The 19,480-nt window shown below is 47.1% G+C and carries 13 protein-coding genes; 12 read left to right on the top strand and 1 reads right to left on the bottom strand.

The genetic code is table 11. The annotated features are described in order from the left end of the window. Positions 1-269: 269 nt before the first annotated feature. Positions 270-1,097 (bottom strand): PEP-CTERM sorting domain-containing protein, encoded by an 828-nt coding sequence (locus tag ASG34_RS05560; protein ID WP_156376454.1) that lies wholly within the window; start codon positions 1,095-1,097, stop codon positions 270-272. Positions 1,098-1,637: 540 nt separating this feature from the next. On the opposite strand from ASG34_RS05560, the gene ASG34_RS05555 reads away from it, so the two are divergent. The 12 genes from ASG34_RS05555 (at position 1,638) to gspG (ending at position 19,463) form a co-directional block, all read left to right on the top strand. After that, positions 1,638-2,141, top strand: coding sequence for an RNA polymerase sigma factor (locus tag ASG34_RS05555; RefSeq protein ID WP_055829076.1), 504 nt, complete (start codon positions 1,638-1,640; stop codon positions 2,139-2,141). A gap of 23 nt (positions 2,142-2,164) precedes the next feature. Further along, entirely contained in the window at positions 2,165-3,148 is a 984-nt protein-coding gene (locus tag ASG34_RS05550; protein ID WP_055829074.1) for a FecR family protein, read from the top strand. Between the two features lie 341 nt (positions 3,149-3,489). Beyond that, positions 3,490-7,197, top strand: coding sequence for a TonB-dependent receptor domain-containing protein (locus ASG34_RS05545; protein ID WP_055827787.1), 3,708 nt, complete (start codon positions 3,490-3,492; stop codon positions 7,195-7,197). Between the two features lie 56 nt (positions 7,198-7,253). Further along, positions 7,254-8,171 carry a hypothetical protein gene (locus ASG34_RS05540; protein ID WP_055827785.1) on the top strand — a complete coding sequence of 306 codons (918 nt, stop codon included), beginning with the start codon at positions 7,254-7,256 and terminating at the stop codon, positions 8,169-8,171. Between the two features lie 184 nt (positions 8,172-8,355). Next, positions 8,356-9,312: a hypothetical protein gene (locus ASG34_RS05535; protein WP_055827783.1), complete on the top strand. Its 957-nt coding sequence runs from the start codon at positions 8,356-8,358 to the stop codon at positions 9,310-9,312. A gap of 87 nt (positions 9,313-9,399) precedes the next feature. Next, on the top strand, positions 9,400-10,275 hold the full coding sequence (locus ASG34_RS05530) for a hypothetical protein (RefSeq protein ID WP_056301976.1): 876 nt from the start codon (positions 9,400-9,402) through the stop codon (positions 10,273-10,275). Positions 10,276-10,471: 196 nt separating this feature from the next. Beyond that, on the top strand, positions 10,472-12,727 hold the full coding sequence (locus ASG34_RS05525) for a calcium-binding protein (RefSeq protein WP_055827779.1): 2,256 nt from the start codon (positions 10,472-10,474) through the stop codon (positions 12,725-12,727). Between the two features lie 93 nt (positions 12,728-12,820). Next, entirely contained in the window at positions 12,821-14,560 is a 1,740-nt protein-coding gene (locus tag ASG34_RS05520) for a type I secretion system permease/ATPase (protein ID WP_235559676.1), read from the top strand. Then, positions 14,557-16,269: a type I secretion system permease/ATPase gene (locus ASG34_RS05515; protein ID WP_055827773.1), complete on the top strand. Its 1,713-nt coding sequence runs from the start codon at positions 14,557-14,559 to the stop codon at positions 16,267-16,269. The genes ASG34_RS05520 and ASG34_RS05515 overlap by 4 nt, the downstream gene beginning before the upstream one ends. Before the next feature lie 60 nt (positions 16,270-16,329). Further along, positions 16,330-17,679: an HlyD family type I secretion periplasmic adaptor subunit gene (locus tag ASG34_RS05510; RefSeq protein ID WP_235559675.1), complete on the top strand. Its 1,350-nt coding sequence runs from the start codon at positions 16,330-16,332 to the stop codon at positions 17,677-17,679. Continuing rightward, positions 17,679-19,025 carry a TolC family outer membrane protein gene (locus tag ASG34_RS05505; RefSeq protein WP_055827769.1) on the top strand — a complete coding sequence of 449 codons (1,347 nt, stop codon included), beginning with the start codon at positions 17,679-17,681 and terminating at the stop codon, positions 19,023-19,025. The genes ASG34_RS05510 and ASG34_RS05505 overlap by 1 nt, the downstream gene beginning before the upstream one ends. Positions 19,026-19,046: 21 nt before the next feature. Further along, entirely contained in the window at positions 19,047-19,463 is a 417-nt protein-coding gene (gene gspG, locus ASG34_RS05500) for a type II secretion system major pseudopilin GspG (RefSeq protein ID WP_055827766.1), read from the top strand. The last annotated feature ends 17 nt before the right edge of the window (positions 19,464-19,480 follow it).

Raw genomic sequence — 19,480 nt, 5'->3', positions numbered from 1 at the left:
TGTTTTGTTATTTTGAGCTTATATCTGATCAAGTATATTTCCGATCTTGAATACCGCATTCGGTCTTGCGAGATACATCGAAGATTTGGAAAGACGTGTTTATGACATCGAAAATCCTAACGCTGAATGTTTGAGTGAATAGTTTGTGCAATTGATTTCACAAGTAAATTCGTCTTTGGCATTAATCCACCTGACTCGAAACACTCTAACTCTCATAACTACAAGTAACAAAGGCCGGTTATCCCGGCCTCTGTTTTATCAAGCTTCAGTTAAGCTAGTTTGTTGCGGCGTACAGCAATGCCTAATAAGCCTAAGCCAGCAAGCAACATTGCCATGCTCTCAGGTTCAGGAACTGGAGTTATTGCAGGTATGGCAAGGGCAGACGCATTAACGTAGGCCTGCAACTGTAAGACACTGTCTTTATCATCGTAGAAGAAGAATTTAATACGTTTTGACACCGAGTACTCTCCTGAGTCAAATAATCCGCTTCCTGAGGTTAAGTCTGAAGAGATGCGAATGCTCGAAAATCCACCATCAAATGAAAGTGAGGATAATAAAATTTGAACAAAGGCGTCGGAGCTATCAATTCCATTGCTTTTATCTGCAGAGCCATAAACACTAGCATCAGCACTAAAGGATAGTAAGGTGAATGCTTTGTAATCCAATTGCATGTTGCCAAAAATATCAGAAGAAGCTCTGCCCCCTGGTGTATAAGCATTTGCTGAAAGTGATTGTGTTTGCGAGGTTCCAACTGCAGCGCTAGTACTTGAGCTTAACCCGTCATTGGTAGTCAAATTTAAGGAAAAGGGCAGCCCTGCTGAGTAAGTGTGTTCATACGCACTAGTCAAAAATTGATTGCTAACATTGTTATTTAAACTAATGGTTAATGTATCAAGATAAGGAATTACAGCATCCCCAGAGATAATCTCGAGCTTAAAGTTACTTAAAGAAGCCCCAGCTGAACTTGCTGCGCTTGCATTTACTGAAACCAAAATGAGAGCGAAGAGTAATGATATTTTTTTCATTATTTTTTCCTGTTTGTTTATTTGAAATTGTTGAGAAATCATATTGAAAAATAATAATTTGGCAATAGCCAAATGGGTTAATGATTGGATATTAATTTATTTACTTTAAAAATAAAGAGCATGAGACCTTCTTATTTTCGAATTCACCGGTCTGCCATAGAGCGCTTTTTTAATAATGCTTTTGATAGTGACTTTAATTAAAGTGGGGTAACTTTGGGGGTAACAAATATTTCTAATTACCTAGAATGGCTTTAATATTAGTGTTAAACGCAACATTCGGTACAGGCTTCCCCATAAGATTTATAAGCAACACTGAGAAAGACTTAAATCATTGATTTAAGGCTTTTTTACGTTTGTAGCTACTACAATGTAAAGCTTAAATTGGTGTCGGCGGAGTCTGTTAATCTTTTTTACCGAACAACCATTTTTGCCTTATTGTGGTTATAAATAGCCAATTTGTATAAATGTGGTTGTTTTCAGCCTGAATTTAATCGGGAAAAATTCCCTAGCAATAATTTTTCTAATTGAGAATCAATCTCTTAATGCAACCAAATGTAATGGCACGTGTTTTGCACTTAATTCACTGAAATAAAAATTGTGGTGGGTGGAAATATGAGCGATACGTTGGCATGGTCTGGGATTGATTTGCAATGGGCATACACGGATGTGCTGCGGCGCATCGGCAGGCGCACAGCTTGTGTACAACGTGCAAAAGATATATTGCATGATGCTTTAGTATATTTTGCCGTTTCGAGCCATCCGGCAAGGGATGAGTCGCCACAAGCTTACCTGAATGGCATTGTTAACCATTTGATGGTTGATGAATACCGTTACAGGACCCGGTTTGTTGAAGAAGACCAGATAGATGAAACTGCGCTGATCCTGGAGTGTTCGCCAGAGCATATTTATGAAACACGGCAGATGCTTTACAACCTGCAACGCATTGTGGATTTGCTGCCAAAAAAATGCCGCCAAGTGTTCTGGCTTTACCATGTGGATGAAATGAAACAAAGCGACATTTCTACCCACCTGGGGATCAGCACTAGCATGGTAGAAAAACATCTTATTCGTGCTATGCTCGACATTCGGGCGTTTCAACAAAAAATGGCACATTAAATACTCACCTAATGCTTAAACAAATGACAGTCAGCGAAGTTGCAGCACAATGGTACTTGCGGATGCGCGAGCATTCACAAGGCGCACCAGAGCGTGAAGACTTTGAGCGATGGCTGGCCGATGATCCTCGGCATGCTTCCGAGTATGAAAGTATCACGCGTGCCATGCAGAGAATGAGTTCGCCAGACTCATTGTCCTCACTTGCAGATGAAGCAGAGCAGCATGCCTTCCTGGCGCAGGAAGCCAAACGGAAAAACAAGCAGCGCCGTGTAGGCCAGTTGTTCATGGTTGCTTTGCTGTGCATCATGAGCTTTGTCTTCCACCAACAATACCTTGATTGGCAAGCAACGCCTGTCATGCAGCTAGCTGCACAAAACCCGGTCGGGCAGATTGCCCATAAAACACTGGATGACGGCACTCGCGTCACACTCAGCGCCAAAAGCGATATGGAAGTCACATACTATCGGCATGAACGCCATGTGTTACTCAGGGAGGGCGAAGCTATCTTTGAAGTCACTAAAGACCCTGACCGCCCGTTTATTGTAGAAACAGACACTGCAAAAGTTACGGTATTAGGGACTCGTTTCGCTGTGAATCGCCTGGATCAATTGGTGCGTGTGAGTGTTGATCACGGCACTGTGAAAGTAGAACCAAAAGTAGAAGAAAGTGAGCAAGAGGTTGTCAGCGAAACCCGCATCATCACCAATGGTCAAGTGGTCGAAGTCTATCCGAATCGTGCGACCGTGCTGGTTAACCGCCCGGCATCTGATGCCTTTGCCTTCCTCGATGGCAGGCTGGTATTTGATCGTGCCGATATCGATGAAATCGCGACGACAGTTTCACGCTACCGACAAAAACCTGTGCGTGCAGTCGGCAAGGATATTCGTAATATTTCAGCCGATATCAATATCCGGGATATTGAGCAGTTCCTGCGTGGATTACCCAATATTGCAAAAGTGTCTATCAAAGAAACTCCACAATACACATTGATTAGCAGTAAACATTAATTCAGTTCAGGTGCCTTTTCGGGCACTTCTCCGCAACACCTCTACATTCACCTGTATTACTTTCCTTTTTAATTAATTTGCGCAAGTAAGTTAGGTTGCTTTTATTTGCAATACACCTCTCGGTTGCATCCCTCACATCTTCATCCAATTCTTGATTAAATCTTAATTAATCAATTCTCTATCTCAATAAATTTGGGAATGTATATCCGCGACCAAGATGATCTTTAATTACCGAAAATGTAAAGATAGGTAAACGACGTCAGGTTTTTATCTCTCCCAAAGATGAGTCTATACAGAGGGAGATTTAGGTCATGCGAATCAACAAATTTGAACGATGTGCAATGTACACATTGTTCGCAGTCTGGGGGGTAATTTCAGTGCAGTTTGCCTGTGCTGAAGCATTGAATACACAAGTGCCTAAACAGCAAGAGGAGACGTTCAGTGTTCCAGTTAATATTGATATTCCAAAACAGCCATTGGCAAACTCGTTGCATGCCTTAGGTAAAGCCACCGGCATGAGCATCTCTTTCTCGAACGATCTCGTTTCTGGCAAAAATGCACCAGAGGTGCATGGTCGCATGTCACGTAAAGAAGCTTTACGTCGCGTGCTTGAAGGTAGCGGGCTGCAAGGAAAAATCGAAGAGAATTCAATTTATATTCAACCTGCTCCTAAAGCGGGTATCCAAAAGCGTGAAGAAAACACAAGTTTGAATCTTGATAAGGTTGAAGTCCGTGCCAAGAAATTCTATGAAGTCGGACCTATGCCAGGGCTGGCACTTACCAAAGAAGAAATTCCAGGCAATGTGCAATCACTTTCAGCTAAAGACATTAAAGAGGCACATACCCTGACCATCACTGACCTGATGAACCAAAAGCTTCAATCGGTCACGGTCAATGACTATCAAAGCAATCCATTCCAAATGGATCTGCAATATCGGGGTTTCACAGCATCCCCTCAATTAGGTACCGCACAAGGTATTTCTGTATTTCTGGATGGCATCCGTGTTAATGAGCCTTTTGGTGATGTGGTGAACTGGGACATGATTCCCATGAATGCCTTGTCATCATTGGAAATGATTCCAGGCTCAAACCCGATTTATGGTCTTGGAACTTTAGGTGGTGCGTTGTCAATGCGCACTAAAAGTGGTTTTGATGGTAAAAGCCTTGATGCGGAAGTGCTAACTGGTTCATTTGGACGCAAACAGCTGCAGATTTCAGCAGGCAATAATAATGGCGTTGTTGCTGGTTTTCTTTCAGGTAACTTCTTTCTTGAAGATGGCTGGCGAGATAACTCCCCGAGTAAGGTGAATCAGGTGTTTGGTAAAGCCGAATGGCAGAATGATCGTGCTCGGTTGGGGTTCTCTATGCTTTATGCAGGTAATAAATTGACCGGTAATGGCTTATTACCCCAGCAAATGGTAGATCAAAACCCAAAGCAGGTTTACACCTCGCCAGATGAAAGTAAAAACGATTTGTTCCAGTTCCAACTGAGTGGTATTTGGGATGTGACGGATACATTCAATATTACTGGTCAAATTTATAAACGGAATAGTAAACGTAAAGCCAAGACTTCAGATATCAATGAAAACTTTGGGGGTACTGATGCAAGAGCCAATCGTGCAACGCCAAGAATTAATCCCAATCAACAATACCTGTATGGTTTTGCTGATGTAAATCGAGATGGCAAGCCGGATTACAATGATTTTGCTGTAAATGTAGCCGCTGATGCGAATGGCAATCCCCTTACAAATAGTGGCGCAATTTGTGCTCCAGTAGATTTTACCGACCCTTGTTTGAATGATCTTGCGGTAGGGACCAATTTTGGTTCGAACGCAGATTTGAGTGCAGCTGTAAGAGCAGCACAAGGTACTGTCGCTGCAGCGGATGGTTCAGGTAATGTGTTAAATTGGACTTACAATCCAGGGATTAACATTGAACCAGATCCAACTGCATTCCCTGCTAGCACTTCAGGGGTTTATAACCAGCCAATTGCTTCTGCACAATTTGATCAAGTCGTGCGTTATGCTTTAGCCAACTACGGCCTTTTGGTGGCAAGTGGTTCAGTGGGAGGGTTCGCTGCTATCCTTCAAAATACCAAACTGCATCCCGGTACAGGATTTGATACATATAACTATAATATTTTCAATGCATTGGGTGTTGGTGGGGTGCAAGGCTTCTACACCGACGATGCAGGGTTTTCTCACCAATATATTGAGTTGCCTCCTATTAGCACTCCCGCTAATCCTATAGGTACGGTTGGAGGATTAGGGTCTGGTAGTACTGGACCGGTCATTCTTGATGCAAATGGTCAATCAATACCCCGTGATGGTAGATATGGTGCCGATGGAAGTGTTTTAGCTAATACAGGATATATCGAAGGAACGCCTACCGCTTTAATCACTGACACGCAGATCGACCAAAAAGGGATTGGCGGTGCTTTGCAGCTAAACTGGAATTTGGAGCAACACAAATTCATGGTTGGCGCATCAGTAGATAAATCCGACAGCATTTACGATAGTAAACAATATCTCGGCTTGCTGGACGCGAATCGTCGCGCTTTTGTTGCGCCAGAATTATTGGGTTGGGAATATTACACAAATAGCCCTGCCAATGGTGTCGGATTAAATGATTTTAGTGGAAACTCAATTACCAAAAGCATTTACGCCAGCGAAACATGGACACCTATCAAAAGTTTAAGTATTACTGCGGCCGCCCGGTTTAACCATAATGCGGTTAACAATAAACTTGCAGTCAATGCATTGACTTCATTTGGTGATGTCAACTCAATCTTGAATTTCCTCAATCTTGTGAGGGTCTGCACCGATACTAATAATGATGGCACCATAGACCCTGCAACTGAATGTCCCTCTGGTCTAGCTGGCGCTATAGTCCCGTTCAATCCAGCGGTGCTGCCTCAAACAGCGCAAGGTCAAAATATTGGTGATTTCAGGCCACCAGAAACAGACAAATTTAAATACCGCTCATTCAATCCATCGCTGGGTGCTACATGGCAAGCTACTGAGGAATTAAATGTTTATGGAAACGTTGGTCGAGGCGCACGAACCCCGACCGTTATTGAATTAGGTTGTGCATTTGACCCAAGGCCATTGCCTGGCAGTACCATTCCCCGCTCCATCGAAGAGCAACGCACCTGCACTCTGCCTGGAGCAATGTCAGGTGACCCCTATCTAAAGCAAGTGCGATCTACCAGTTATGAAGTGGGTGCCCGTGGTAAATTAACCGATACCCTTGAGTGGAATGCTGCTGTCTATCGCACTGACCTAACCGATGACATTTACTTCGTCGCAGTGAATGCAACAGATAGTTTTTTCCAGAATATTGGTGATACTCGCCGCCAAGGTTTAGAGATGGGTATTAAAGGCAGCTATGGGAAAGCCAGTTTCGGTTTGAACTATGCTCTAACGGATGCCACTTTTCAGTCAAATATTAAACTAGCTAGTCCCAATAATAGCAGCGCAGGTAATGTATATGACTTGCGAAATGGACTAGATGGAAATTACCAGCAAATCTTTATCAAACCCGGCAACCGCATGCCTGGAATTCCCCTGCATAACCTGAATGCCAATTTCAGATATGAAGTCACCCCAAATTGGATCGTAGGCCTGAACATGGTGATGCACTCAAAATCATTTATTCGTGGTAACGAGAACAATCAGCACAGAGCAGGCGCTGCCAGCCCATTAGATTTATGCCTTATCACCCCAGCAGGGCAACCCTGCATTATTGATCGAGCCGGTTTTGGACCTGGTGAAACGGCTGGTTATACCGTGTTCAATTTTCAAACCAGTTACAAAATCTCACCTGAGTGGACTTTAGGGCTGCGTATTAATAACTTATTCGACAAAGAATATGCCAGTGCGGGTCGTTTAGGCTTAAACGCATTTTCCCCGTCTATTCGAGGGGTCATTGGAGAAAGTGGCTTTAACTACAATAGTGCTGACTGGCAAGGGTCTAGTTTCCTTGGCATAGGTGCACCTAGGTCTGCATTTATCACTTTGAGTTATGAGTTCCAGCCGGATAAAAGATAAAAAAGACGAAGTAGGCTGTCAACCGAAGGTTTGCGCGATTAAAACGGAGAAATAAGATGAAATTTGAAAAGTCTTTGTTGTGGGTTTTATCAGCGGTATTGGCAAGTTTGATTACCCAGGAATTGAAGGCTGCTGGTTTTGAAACGCTACCTATCTCCGGCGCTAGTGTTTATGTTAGTTGCCGCTCGGGAAATGGAATGTGGGAAAACAGCTATCCCCCTGCTGCCGATAGTGCATGTGTTTCGCCTAATGGGGTGAATACTTCACTTTTATTCGGAAATATTCCAGAAGCAGGTTTTTCGTTATTTGCCGCACAAACCTTTAGCTCCCCTATTTCTTATTTCTCAGACCCGTTAGCTACTTTAAATGAACGGGTATGGAGAAATTCTAGTACTGGAGAGTGTATCTATGGAAAGCAAGTGTTAATGTCGCTCTCATCCGTAAATGATTACAACCCTTACGATCCAGGCGTTGACGCTCTTGAAGTGAATGATTTTGCTTTTGGCGGCTATGCCGGAACTGTAAGCGTTGCATATGCTAAAGCATCTTCTAATTATTCTTCGGTTATTAGAATAGGTCGCACTTTTACCTCTGTTCAGAGACAGCATGGTCCTAATGGTGCGCTATGTTCGGGTTTTTTGCAGAAGCCTTCCATCGGTGGAGCGCCTGGAACCGAAATCAATGGTGTAGGGGTGGCTACACCCTGCTCAGTTATACCAACTGTTTCACAGCAGGAAGCCCCTCTCAGTGCTAATTGGGTGGACTTTACTACCTATGCTAGCGCTGGTACTAGCCCAGAAGGAATGCCTCTAAAACCATCGTCACCTAACATGTATATAAAGCAAGCCTGTGCTAATGCAAATACAAGTTTGGTGGCGGATAGCATGAAACTACGTCAAACGGGTCGCGCCTATCAGCCATGGGTTGTAGTGACGACCCGCTCACGGGCACCAAGTACATCTATTGCCCCTTAAGAATCACAAAGTGGGCAATTTTTTTATAAGGTTGGCTAAAAAAATACTGGGCATTTGCAACTGCCCAGTTAATACATTCGACCGTAATCAGATTAGTACTTACAAGGCGCTAGAAAGATTAAGGTGAATTGGTGCTGCAGGCAGCCACAAATGCCTGCTAATTGTAACGTGAAAAGGAACTAGCATGAAAAACGTTAAGTTGAATTTAGCAGTATTAAGCGTTTTAGGTATGATTTCTACACAAGCGGCAGCTGGTTTTGTGACACTGCCAACTTCAGGTACCAGTGCATATACTACTTGCCGTACTGCAAGTAATTTTGGTGCTCAATCGGATTCTTCAGTTCCACCAACAACCGATAGCTTATGTGCTGCTCCAAACGGTATCGGCACTACACTTTTGTTTACAGCTGTGCCAGAAACAGGTTTTGCAGTTTTTGCCGCAGGTACAGTTACTTCTTCTATTAGCTACTTTTCTGACCCTGTAGCTACTTTAAATGAGCGTGTGTGGAGAAATAGTACTACCGGTGAGTGTATCTATGGCAAGCAAGTGCTGATGTCTAATTCATCAACCACTGACTACAACCCACAAGCCTCAGGTACTCAAAAGCTGGAAGTAAATGACTTTGCGTTTGGTGGTTATACAGGCACTGTGTCGGTTGCATATGCAAAGCAAGCAACTAACTTTGGATCAGTGTACCGTGCGGGGCGTACGTTTACATCTGTGCAAATGCAACCGAACGTGATTGGCGGCGCTTCTGTTGCTACTGGTTTCAAACCTTTGCCAACAACAAGTGCAACATTGGGTACTGAAATTACCGGTGTAGGCCAAACAGCCGGACCTACTGGTACACCTTCTGGCCCAGCCCCAGGTACTGTTGTTCCTACCGCAGGTCAACAAGATGCACCATTTAGCACAACCCACAACTGGGTGGATTTCACCACTGATGTAACTGCTGGTGTAGATGAGGATGGTTCAACCAACCCATCATCTCCCAACATGTACATCAAGCAGGCTTGCGCAACAGGTGCTACAACTGCAACATCCGGTAATTTCAAGATTCGTCAAACCGGTCAAGAAACACAACCATGGATCATTGTGACAGGAACTTCTCGTGCTCCTGGTACAAGTACAGCTCCATAAATAAATAGCCAATTAAATTGTTTAGATGCACAGCGGTATTACCGCTGTGCATGTTTCTCAGTTTTGATTGTGATTCGAGAGTTATAAATGAGATTAATTGATTGCGTCTTTGTTGGTTTTTTTTATGCTGCAATGAGTACTGGAGTTAATGCGGAAAAAGGTTTCGTTGCATTACCAAACGCTGCAAATGTTCAGTCGGCTTATATATTGTGTAATCCAACAGGTGATTACGGTTTATCGGCGTCTACAGTGCCTAACGAAGACAGTCGCAATACATGCGCAGTAAGTAGTGAAGATTTATTAAAAAGTCCTACTTACGCTCCAATAGATGGATTTAGGTTGGTGGGAATAATGGTAAGCGATGTGGAGATACCAAAACCCGAAGGTGGCGATCGACCTGATGTAGCAGTGCTGACAGATGCTATATGGCGCAATAAAGAAAATACAGAATGCATATTGGGAGCTCATTTGCAAATGAAGGACGCACCTTTGGCAAATGGAAAGTACTTGGAAGTAAATGATATTGCACGCGCGGGATTTGCTGGAAAAAAAATATCCGTGGCCTACTTTCATAAGCAGCCGCACGCGGATATAGGTGGTAACGCAGAAGTTTTGTTTAGGGCAGGAAGAACATTTACTAGCGTAAAAACTACGCCGCTAAACACACAGTTGCCATCCGTTAAAGATGCACCTGCGGCAAACACTGCAATCAGCGAAAGAAATACTGCAAGTTTTAGTGAGAATTGGGTCGACTTTACGACCGATGTAAGTTTTAAAGATGCAGATGGAGTCACCAGAGAGCACTCATCAATTTTTTATACTAAATATCCTTGCGATGCTCAAGATCCGGTGCCTAAAAGTGGCGCAATACGATTAAGAACCACTGGGCAAAGTGGGCTTGAGCCAAAAGAAATCTCTGTGTCGGGATTAGTTCCCGTAGAAGGAACAGTAGATAAATTCTAATATTGGGATAGGAACTTGGCCTGCTGAAGGTGCATTTACAGCTGCCAATTGGATTCAACAATAATCATCATTCAAGACGGCTAAGGTGCTTAAAGGTGATGTTGTGAATTGGTGTTACAGGCAGCCATAAATGCCTGTCCATTGTAACGTTAGATAGCGTAACTCAGCAATTTAATGTTTTTTAAAGGATATAAAAATGGCATATAAAGTATTTAATGCAACAGAAACCGAATATACAGGTACGGCCAGTTCCGATTATATCGTCGGTAACAGTTTAGATAATTTTATTGATGCTGGGGAAGGTAACAATATTGTTTCTGGTGGCGGCGGCAATGATCAAATTTATGCCGGTAGTGGAAACGATGTGATATCGGGCGGTGCCGGTGATGATGTGATAGACGCCGGTGGAGGCAATAATGTTTTGTCCGGTGGCGATGGTAACGATTTTATTGGCTCTGGGTCTGGCAATGATGTTATTTCTGGTGGCAGTGGCGACGATCAAATTTATGCGGGTGATGGTAATAACTACATTGACGCTGGTGACGGTAATGATTATGTAAATACTGGATCTGGTAATGACATTATCTCTGGTGGGTCCGGCAATGACATTATTGATAGCGGCGATGGCGATGATATCATTGATGGTGGTGAAGGCGAAGATTTGATTTCCGCTGGTGGTGCCACCGCTGGAGATGAGACGGTTGTTGGTAATTTGATCTATGTAACTTCTAGCGATACCGCTCTTGGTGGTGAAGGTAATGATACCTTTGTAATTGGTGAAGAAGAAAATGCCACTGGTGTAACCATTATCGGCGGGGTATCTGACTTAGATAACCAAGGTGAAGAAGCGCGCTATACCGACGTAGAAGATGATGATGGCACGGTTTATGATACGGTCACTGATACTCGAAGCGAAATAGAGGATTTGGAAGTAGCGTTAGAAACTGAAACAGATGTACGTCTTAACATTGTTACGCGTCCAGGTTCATCAGCTATCAGTACATTTGCCACAACGATTGCCGGCTACAACGCTGTTGATACATTAGAGTTTACTAAGTCAGGCGAGTTTGAAGAAATTGAGTTTGCAGGTATTGAGCGGATTGAGCTTGCAAGTGGCGTAAGCATAACCCTAACTAATGAACAACTGGAAGAAAACGGGGAGTCGCTTGGTCGCGAATTTATAAACCCTGGTTATCAAATTCACGGCGTAGCTGGTGGCGATGTTGAAAACGTCACAGTGGAACTTGAGTTTGAAGAAGAAGAGTTTGTACCAGCCGCTTCCATCGTTGGAGCCTCTCCAGTCACCTACGATAAAGCGGTATTTGAAGTGGATGACTTCTCTGTTGCTCACATTTACCACAACGTTGATGTCACTTACGACGCTTCTGAAGGTGTAGCTGGTAGCTTCACTCGTATCGACGGTGCCAACGAAGGCAGCGACGCGCATGAAATCGTACAGGGTAGCGAAGGTGTTGATTACGCAACCATGCGTCTGGGTGATGACACTGTTTACGGTAACGGCGGCAATGACCTGTTGATCGGTCATGGCGGTGCTGACTACCTCGATGGCGGTACAGGCGATGACATTTTTGTGATCGGCGGTTTTGGTAGCGGTGTGCAAGGCACGACTTCCAAAGCAGATGACGGTAACAAAGAGTGGATCGCTACTGGCGCTAAACACGATGTGATCGTTGGTGGTGATGGCGTGGATACATTGCGCATCACGACTGGTATCGGTGCCAACACCAAAGCCAATGGTACTGTTGTGCTCAACAACGACAACTTCAAATCAATGGAAGTCGTACAAGTGGGCGGTACAGTAGGTCGTTTGAATGTTGAAAATACAGACCTGCAATTGCTCAACGACCACTACTACTTCAAAGCCAACGGCACAGTAGCTGACCTTTCCAACACCCTGGGTAACAACGGCGGCACCATCAACAATGTAGTGGTTGATGCTTCCGGCCTGACGACCAATGGCCTGCGTTTTGAAGGCAATGCCAACCAGCAGACATTTATCGGTACCAGCAAGGCTGACGTGTTTGTCGGCAATGGCGGTAACGACACGCTGACTGGTGGTGGCGGTGCTGACAAGTTTGTATTCGGTAAAGTGTATGAGCAAGTAGTTACCGGCTCTGCCACCTCTGTGCAGACTTACACCAACACTGCATTCAACCTGACCGGTGTGGATACCATCACTGACTTCACCCGTGGTACTGACAAGCTGGAACTGCATCTTGACCAGTACAGCAACCTGGCAGGTTTCAATGCCAGCATGCTGCGCGTGAACTCTACCGGTACTGCACAGGATAGCAATGACTACCTGGTTTACAACACTACTACTAAAACACTCAGCTATGACGCTGATGGTAATGGTAGCGGTGCGAAGGTAGATATTGCGATTCTGACTGGTGTGAACACACTGTCTACTTCGGACTTCATCATCGTTTAATTGCGATAGCTACGGGCGGCTTGCCGTCCGTAGTTTTGTTTATAGAAATACTTGGTGAACATGTTGTCGCAATCTGAAACCATGAAACAAGTCATGTCTGCACTTTGGCCTATCTGGCGCAAAGTGTGGCTGTTTGGCGTCGTGACAAACCTGCTAATTTTAGTACCCTCCTGGTATATGCTGGAGGTGTATGACCGTGTCATTAACAGCCGTAATGTGTCTACATTATTGATGCTGACCTTGATGGCCGCATTTGCCTACCTGGTGATGGAAGCGCTGGAGTGGCAACGCCGCCGCCTTCTGCAATCTGCCTCTTATCATTTTGAAAAATCACTGCAACAACGATTATTTGAGCGTGTGTTTACCGCCAAATTATCCATGCCGGAGTTCCCGGCGCAGCAAGTGTTTTCCGATTTTTCTACCCTCAAAAGTACATTGCATTCTTCTGCCTTGCTTGGTCTGGTGGATGCGCCTTTCTGCCTGATTTTCCTGATGGCGGTGTTCCTGATTCATCCTGCATTGGGCGTGCTGACGCTTTTGGGTTTATTTATCCAGTTAGTGTTAACTGTGCAAAACCAGGCTCGCGTTGCGCCCATGATGAAGCAGGCCAATCAGCATGCCATGGAATCCCACCGTTATTTTGCCAGTATCAGCCGTCATTCAGACGTGATGCAGGCCATGCAAATGATGGCACCGTTAGAGCAGCGCTGGTTGCAAAGCCAGCACGGTTTTTTATGGCAACAGGCACAGGCTTCCGAGCTGGCAGGCAAAAATTCAGCGGCTTCGCGCTGGTTGCAGACCATGCAAACCAGCCTGATCCTTGGCCTGGCCTGCTACCTGTTTATTGAAGGTCAATTGTTCAATGGCGGCGCGATGATGATTGTGGCCTCTATTCTCGCAGCCAGGGTGCTGTCGCCACTGGTGCAATGCGTGGGTCACTGGAAAACCTATGAGCAGGCGTGGACTGCATGGCAGCGGATTGAAAGCCTGTTTGCCGGTGCTGCGCAAAAAGCCGAAGGGCTGGTGTTGCCTCCGCCAACCGGCGCTATTTCCGTTGACCAACTGGCTTATGCCCAGCCGCAAGCGGGTAAAGCCCAGGCAGAAGTGTTTATCCGCCAGGTGCAATTTAACCTGCCTGCCGGAAACGTGCTAGTGGTCGCGGGTGCTTCGGCATCCGGTAAAACCACCCTGGCAAAATTACTGGTGGGTCTGGTCGCGCCAACCAGTGGCCGCGTGCGTTATGACGGCGTCGATGTGCACGGCTGGGACAAAAACAGATTAGGGCCATATGTGGGATACCTGGCACAGGAGGTAGACCTGTTTGATGGCCGGGTGATCGATAATATTTGTCGCTTCCAGAGCCCGGACAAACAGGCATTATCCGAAGTGATAGCCCTGCTGCGATTGGCTGACTGGATCAACCAGTTACCGGAAGGATTGAATACGCTGATTGGTCAATCCGGTGTGCCTTTGTCCGGCGGTGAGCGGCAATTGCTTGGCCTTGCGCGTGCGCTATATGGCAACCCGCGTATTGTGGTACTGGATGAACCGAATGCCAACCTCGACACCGCTGCCGAGCGCACCTTTCAGCAGGCGATTGCGCGCCTGAAACAGCAGGGTACTACCTTTATTATTATCAGCCACTTGCAGCACATCCTGAATATCGCGGACTTTATGCTGGTGATGTGCCAGGGGCAAATGATCCGCTACGGCAAGCCGCATGATGTGATGGCGAGTTTTCAACAAGATGCTGCAAAAGCGGAAAAAGCTAAAGCAAGAGCCGTCAAACCGCAAACTGCTAAGCCGCAAGTAGTGAAAGCAGCACAACCATGAAGACGGCGATTAAAAACTCAGTATGGGCGCTGGTCAAACCGTTCCGCGCGCAATTTATCCAGATGGCATGGCTCAGCCTGCTGACCAATGTGTTGATGCTGGTGCCTACGCTTTATATGCTGCAGTTGTATGACCGCGTGATGCAGAGCCGGAATACCTTGACGCTGGTAGCGGTGACTGCGCTGACCGCCGGTTTGCTGATATTGATGGCAGGCGCCGACTGGTTGCGTAACCTGTATGCGATTAAAACCGGTGTGCAGTTTGATCTCACTTATGGCAAACAGATTTTCTCTGCCATTTTTGATACTCGCACCACGCAAACACAGTCGCCGGTGCAGTCTTTGCAGCAGCTCACCACCGTCAGGCAGTTTATGACCGGGCAAGGCTTGTTTGCCATGCTGGATATGCCGTGGAGCGTGGTATATATCTCGGTGTTATTTGTGCTGCATCCGGTGCTTGGGGCGACAGCGATTGTGTTTTGCCTGGTCCAGTGCCTGGTAGCATTCTGGAACCAGAAGGTGATTGCCGGTCCGGCACAGCAAGCGCAGCAAACCAAACAATTCACTGAAAACTTTATCCAGCAGAAAATTCGCCATCTGCAAACCAGCCATGTGCTGGGCATGTCGCAAACTTTGCGTGAGCGCTGGCAGGCACTGCTGGCCGAACAATCACAAGCCGAAAGCGTATGGCTGGCTGCCAGTGACCGCAGCCAGTTTGTGAATAAGTGGGTGCGTTACACCATGCAATCGCTGATGCTGGCGATTGCCGCCTGGTTGACCATTAAAGGCCAGATCAGTGTCGGTTCCATGATTGCCTCGAATGTACTGATCGCACGCGCCTTGCAGCCGTTTGATGTGATTGTGCATAGCTGGCGCCAGTGGTTGCAGGCCAATACTGCGGCGAGCGATCTGCATTTGATCCTAAAAAGCCGCCAGGAAAACCTGCGAGCACTCCCAGCCACACAGCCGTTACAGCGCCCTTATCATTTACAGCTGGAATCGGTGACGGTAGAGCTCCAGTCACGGCGCATATTAAATAGCCTTAACCTGAGTATTTTGCCAGGAAGGTTATTGTGCATCATGGGCCCGTCAGGTTCCGGTAAAAGCACCTTGGCGCGGTTGCTGGTGGGGGTCGTTTCACCACATACCGGGAAATATCAAATCAATCAGTCAGCCATACAGGCGAATAATGCCCGCACCCTGCTGGCTGGCATAGGTTATTTGCCACAACAAGTCTCCCTGCTGGAAGGCACGATTGCCGAAAACGTCGCCCGTTTTGGTGCGCTTGAAAGCCAGCACATACTCCTGGCTTGCCAGCGCGTTGGCCTGCATGAAGCCATTCTGCGCCTGCCGCAGGGTTACGATACCCGGCTCGATGAGCAGGGCTTGCCGCTATCCGGTGGTCAACGCCAATTGCTGGGGCTGGCCCGTGCCATTTACAAGGAACCGCCTTTATTAGTGCTGGATGAGCCGAATGCCAGCCTGGATGAGTTTGGTGAAGCGCGGCTGATGGAATTGCTGCAAGCTTTAAAAACGATCAATACCACCATTGTGGTGGTGACCCATCGTTCGGGCGTACTCAAAGTCACTGACGATCTGCTGATCCTCAAGCGCGGCGAAGTGGTTCATCATGGCCCGCGCGATGCCGGCATTGCCTACCTGAATCAACTGCAATCTGCTGCTACGAATATTGCGACGGAATCCGCCTGAGTTTAGCGCTATGCATGTACACCACATATCTTTAAACCCTAATTACCTGCCGGAAACCCTATGTCTGTAACCATGGCCACCGTTGTTCCCGATAATGTGCATGCGATTGAAAGCTATGCTCAACATACATGCCACACCAGGAAAGGGGCGCTGATATTGCTTGCTGGCATCATTGGTTTCGTGGCCTGGGCAGCATATGCGCCGCTCGATGAAGGGGTGCCGACTGAAGGGCAAATCAGCATCGAGAGCAACCACAAAGTGGTGCAGCATTTTACCGGCGGTATCGTCAGCGCCTTGCTGGTGCACGAAGGCCAGGAAGTGAAAGCCGGCGACCTGTTATTCAAGCTGGATGATATGGCCAGCAAAGCGCGATATGAAGAAGTGCGCCAACGCTACGCGGGCTTGCGTGCCCAGGAAGACCGTCTGCGTGCCGAGCAATTGCATCATAGTGTGATTGAGTTCCATCCGGATTTGCTGAAGCAACAGAACGACCCATTGATACAGCAACAAATGCGTAACCAGTCCCAATTGCTGGCAGCGCGGACGTCAGCTTTAGCCGCTGATATTGCCGGTAAACGGGAATCTATCGCTGGTTACGAAGCCATGGTGCAGGGATATAAAGGCATGCTTTCCAGCCACGAATCACAACTCACTTTGCTTGAAGACCAGTTGCAGGGTGTGCGCGGGCTGACGGCCGAAGGCTATGCGCCACGCAACCAGCAGAATGACCTTGAACAGCGCGTGGCGGCTTTGCACGGTGAACGCGCCAATACGCAAGCGAATATTATCCGCGCGCAACGGGCGATCATGGAATTGCAACAGCAGATCAACCAGCGCAACCAGTTAGAGCGCAAAGAGATGGATGCCGAGATGGCGCAGGTGAAATTGCAGGTAGAAGCCGATGCGCAAAAGGTACTGGCGTTGCGCGATGAGCTAGGCCGTACCGAAATCCGTTCGCCGGCATCGGGTCAGGTGGTGGGTTTGCAGGTGCACACCTTGGGCGCCATCATTCAGCCAGGGCAGAAGCTAATGGATATTGTGCCGTCCGGCGAATCGCTCATTGTCGATGCGCAGATTCCTCCGCATTTAATCGACAAGATCCATACCGGACAGGCAGCGGATGTGCGTTTCTCCACTTTTGCCAATAGCCCGCAATTGCTGGCGGAAGGCAAATTGAAATCAGTATCGAAAGATTTACTGAGCAAACCTGCGGCGACGGCTGAAGGCAGCCAAAGTTACTATTTAGCCAGAATTGTGCTGACCGAAAAGGGTACCAAGGCCTTGCAAGGTCGCCAGTTACAACCGGGTATGCCGGTACAGGTCGTCATTAAAACTGGTGAACGCACGTTGTGGGACTACTGGATGCATCCGTTGAGCAAGCGGTTGGCTGCTTCGATGAAGGAAGAATAATGCCTAAGAAGTATGCATTAAAAGCTTTAGCTGTCTGGAGTTTGTATCTGTGTTGTCTGCCTGCACATTCGCAAGATGACCTCAATGGTTTGTATCAATTGGCTGCGATGCATAATGCGGATTTCCGTGCAGCACTCGCCAATACCGAAGCCGAGCGTGAAGAATTGACCAAGGCAAAAGCGCTGTTTTACCCCAAAGTGCAACTGGGGTTGATGCGCGGCCGCGGCAACACTGACCGCACCACGCAGACCAGTATAGGCGCGTTGAATTCTGAGCTGAATTATGAGCTGGAAAATTACAGCCTCACCGTCCGCCAGCCTTTGTACAACAAGGAAACCTTTGCCATTTATGGCGGCGCCAAGTCTTATGTCAGCGCGCAGGAATCATTGCTTGAACAGGAAAATGCCAAGCTGATCCTCAAACTGGTGTCGGTATACCTGGAAACGCTGTATGCACAGGACCGCGTGAATTTGCAGCAAAACAAACTGGATGCGGTCGGCCAGCAACTGCGTCAGGCGGAGCAGCGCTATCAGCGTGGCAGCGGCACCATTGTGGAAGTCAACGAAGCGCAATCCAATCTGGATATAGCCAAAGTCGAGAAAATCCAGGCGGCCAACGATTTACTTTCCAATCAGCAAAGTATGCAGATATTGACAGGGGCGACGCATGCGCTGTCGGCTGAGTTGCTGGTAGGTGGTTTGAATACCTTGACTGCTTCTGAATACAGCGTGGAACACTGGATAGACACTGCGCGCCAGCATCACCCGGAATTGTTAGCGGCGACGCTGGATATAGATGTCGCCCGAAAAGATGTTGAAAAGAAACTGGCCGGACATTATCCGACGCTGGACCTGGTTGGCGTGCGCTCTTACAGCCAGAACGATAGCAACAATACGCTGGGTTCCCGCTTTGATACTTCCACTATCGCCTTACAAATGAATGTGCCGCTGTTTGCCGGCGGTTATGTCAATGCCAATGTGCGCCAGAGTGCCAGCCGCCTCACCGCCAGTGAAGAAACCATGACTGCCAAGTCGCGCGAGATCGAATTCAATGTGCGCAAGTATTACCAGAACATGATCGCGCAACAACAATCCATCACCGCTTACCAGCAGGCGGTGCAATCTGCGAAAGTAGCTTTGGATGGCACGCAGAAAGGTTTCCAGGCCGGGTTTAAAACCAATCATGAAGTGCTGGATGCGCAGCAGAAATTATTTACCAATCAACTGTCGCTGACCAAGGCCTATTACAGCCTGATCAGTGACTGGGTGAACCTGCAATTTAGCAGTGGTTTGTTGACGCTGGATGCATTGAGCCGGGTCAGCCAGTTATTTGTCGCTAAGAAATAATGCATTCATAGAAGGGGAAATATGTTGAAAATAATTAAACAATCAGGCTTTACCTTACTGGAGTTGCTGGTGGTGATGGTGATTATCGGTTTGCTGGCCGGCTATGTCGGTCCCAAGTATTTTGCGCAGATCGGTAAGTCGGAAACCAAAACAGCCAAGGCGCAAATTGAAGCGCTGTCACGCGCGCTGGATACCTATCGCCTGGATGTCGGGCATTACCCCACCAGTGAGCAAGGCCTGGCAGCGCTGAATCGTAACCCAGACAACGAGCCCAAATGGCAGGGCCCTTATCTTGCCAAAGGCGTACCGGCTGACCCGTGGGGAAGGCAATATCAATACCGCTATCCTGGTGAGCATGGTGACTATGACGTATGGAGCCTGGGCAGTGATGGCGTCACCGGCGGCCAGGATGCGGATAGTGATGTCGGCAACTGGTAAGCATTCAGGTCTGGCAT

Source organism: Methylophilus sp. Leaf416 (assembly GCF_001424665.1).
Taxonomy (GTDB): domain Bacteria; phylum Pseudomonadota; class Gammaproteobacteria; order Burkholderiales; family Methylophilaceae; genus Methylophilus.
Note: the sequence above shows the minus strand (reverse complement) of the source record. Positions and strands in the feature narration are given on the sequence as shown.

Bases quoted from the DNA above. Each gene is read 5' to 3' on its own strand.
- ASG34_RS05555 (WP_055829076.1), top strand. From the start codon at position 1,638: ATGAGCGATACGTTGGCATGGTCTGGGATTGATTTGCAATGGGCATAC.
- ASG34_RS05550 (WP_055829074.1), top strand. From the start codon at position 2,165: ATGACAGTCAGCGAAGTTGCAGCACAATGGTACTTGCGGATGCGCGAG.
- ASG34_RS05545 (WP_055827787.1), top strand. From the start codon at position 3,490: ATGTACACATTGTTCGCAGTCTGGGGGGTAATTTCAGTGCAGTTTGCC.
- ASG34_RS05540 (WP_055827785.1), top strand. From the start codon at position 7,254: ATGAAATTTGAAAAGTCTTTGTTGTGGGTTTTATCAGCGGTATTGGCA.
- ASG34_RS05535 (WP_055827783.1), top strand. From the start codon at position 8,356: ATGAAAAACGTTAAGTTGAATTTAGCAGTATTAAGCGTTTTAGGTATG.
- ASG34_RS05530 (WP_056301976.1), top strand. From the start codon at position 9,400: ATGAGATTAATTGATTGCGTCTTTGTTGGTTTTTTTTATGCTGCAATG.
- ASG34_RS05525 (WP_055827779.1), top strand. From the start codon at position 10,472: ATGGCATATAAAGTATTTAATGCAACAGAAACCGAATATACAGGTACG.
- ASG34_RS05520 (WP_235559676.1), top strand. From the start codon at position 12,821: ATGTCTGCACTTTGGCCTATCTGGCGCAAAGTGTGGCTGTTTGGCGTC.
- ASG34_RS05515 (WP_055827773.1), top strand. From the start codon at position 14,557: ATGAAGACGGCGATTAAAAACTCAGTATGGGCGCTGGTCAAACCGTTC.
- ASG34_RS05510 (WP_235559675.1), top strand. From the start codon at position 16,330: ATGTCTGTAACCATGGCCACCGTTGTTCCCGATAATGTGCATGCGATT.
- ASG34_RS05505 (WP_055827769.1), top strand. From the start codon at position 17,679: ATGCCTAAGAAGTATGCATTAAAAGCTTTAGCTGTCTGGAGTTTGTAT.
- gspG (WP_055827766.1), top strand. From the start codon at position 19,047: ATGTTGAAAATAATTAAACAATCAGGCTTTACCTTACTGGAGTTGCTG.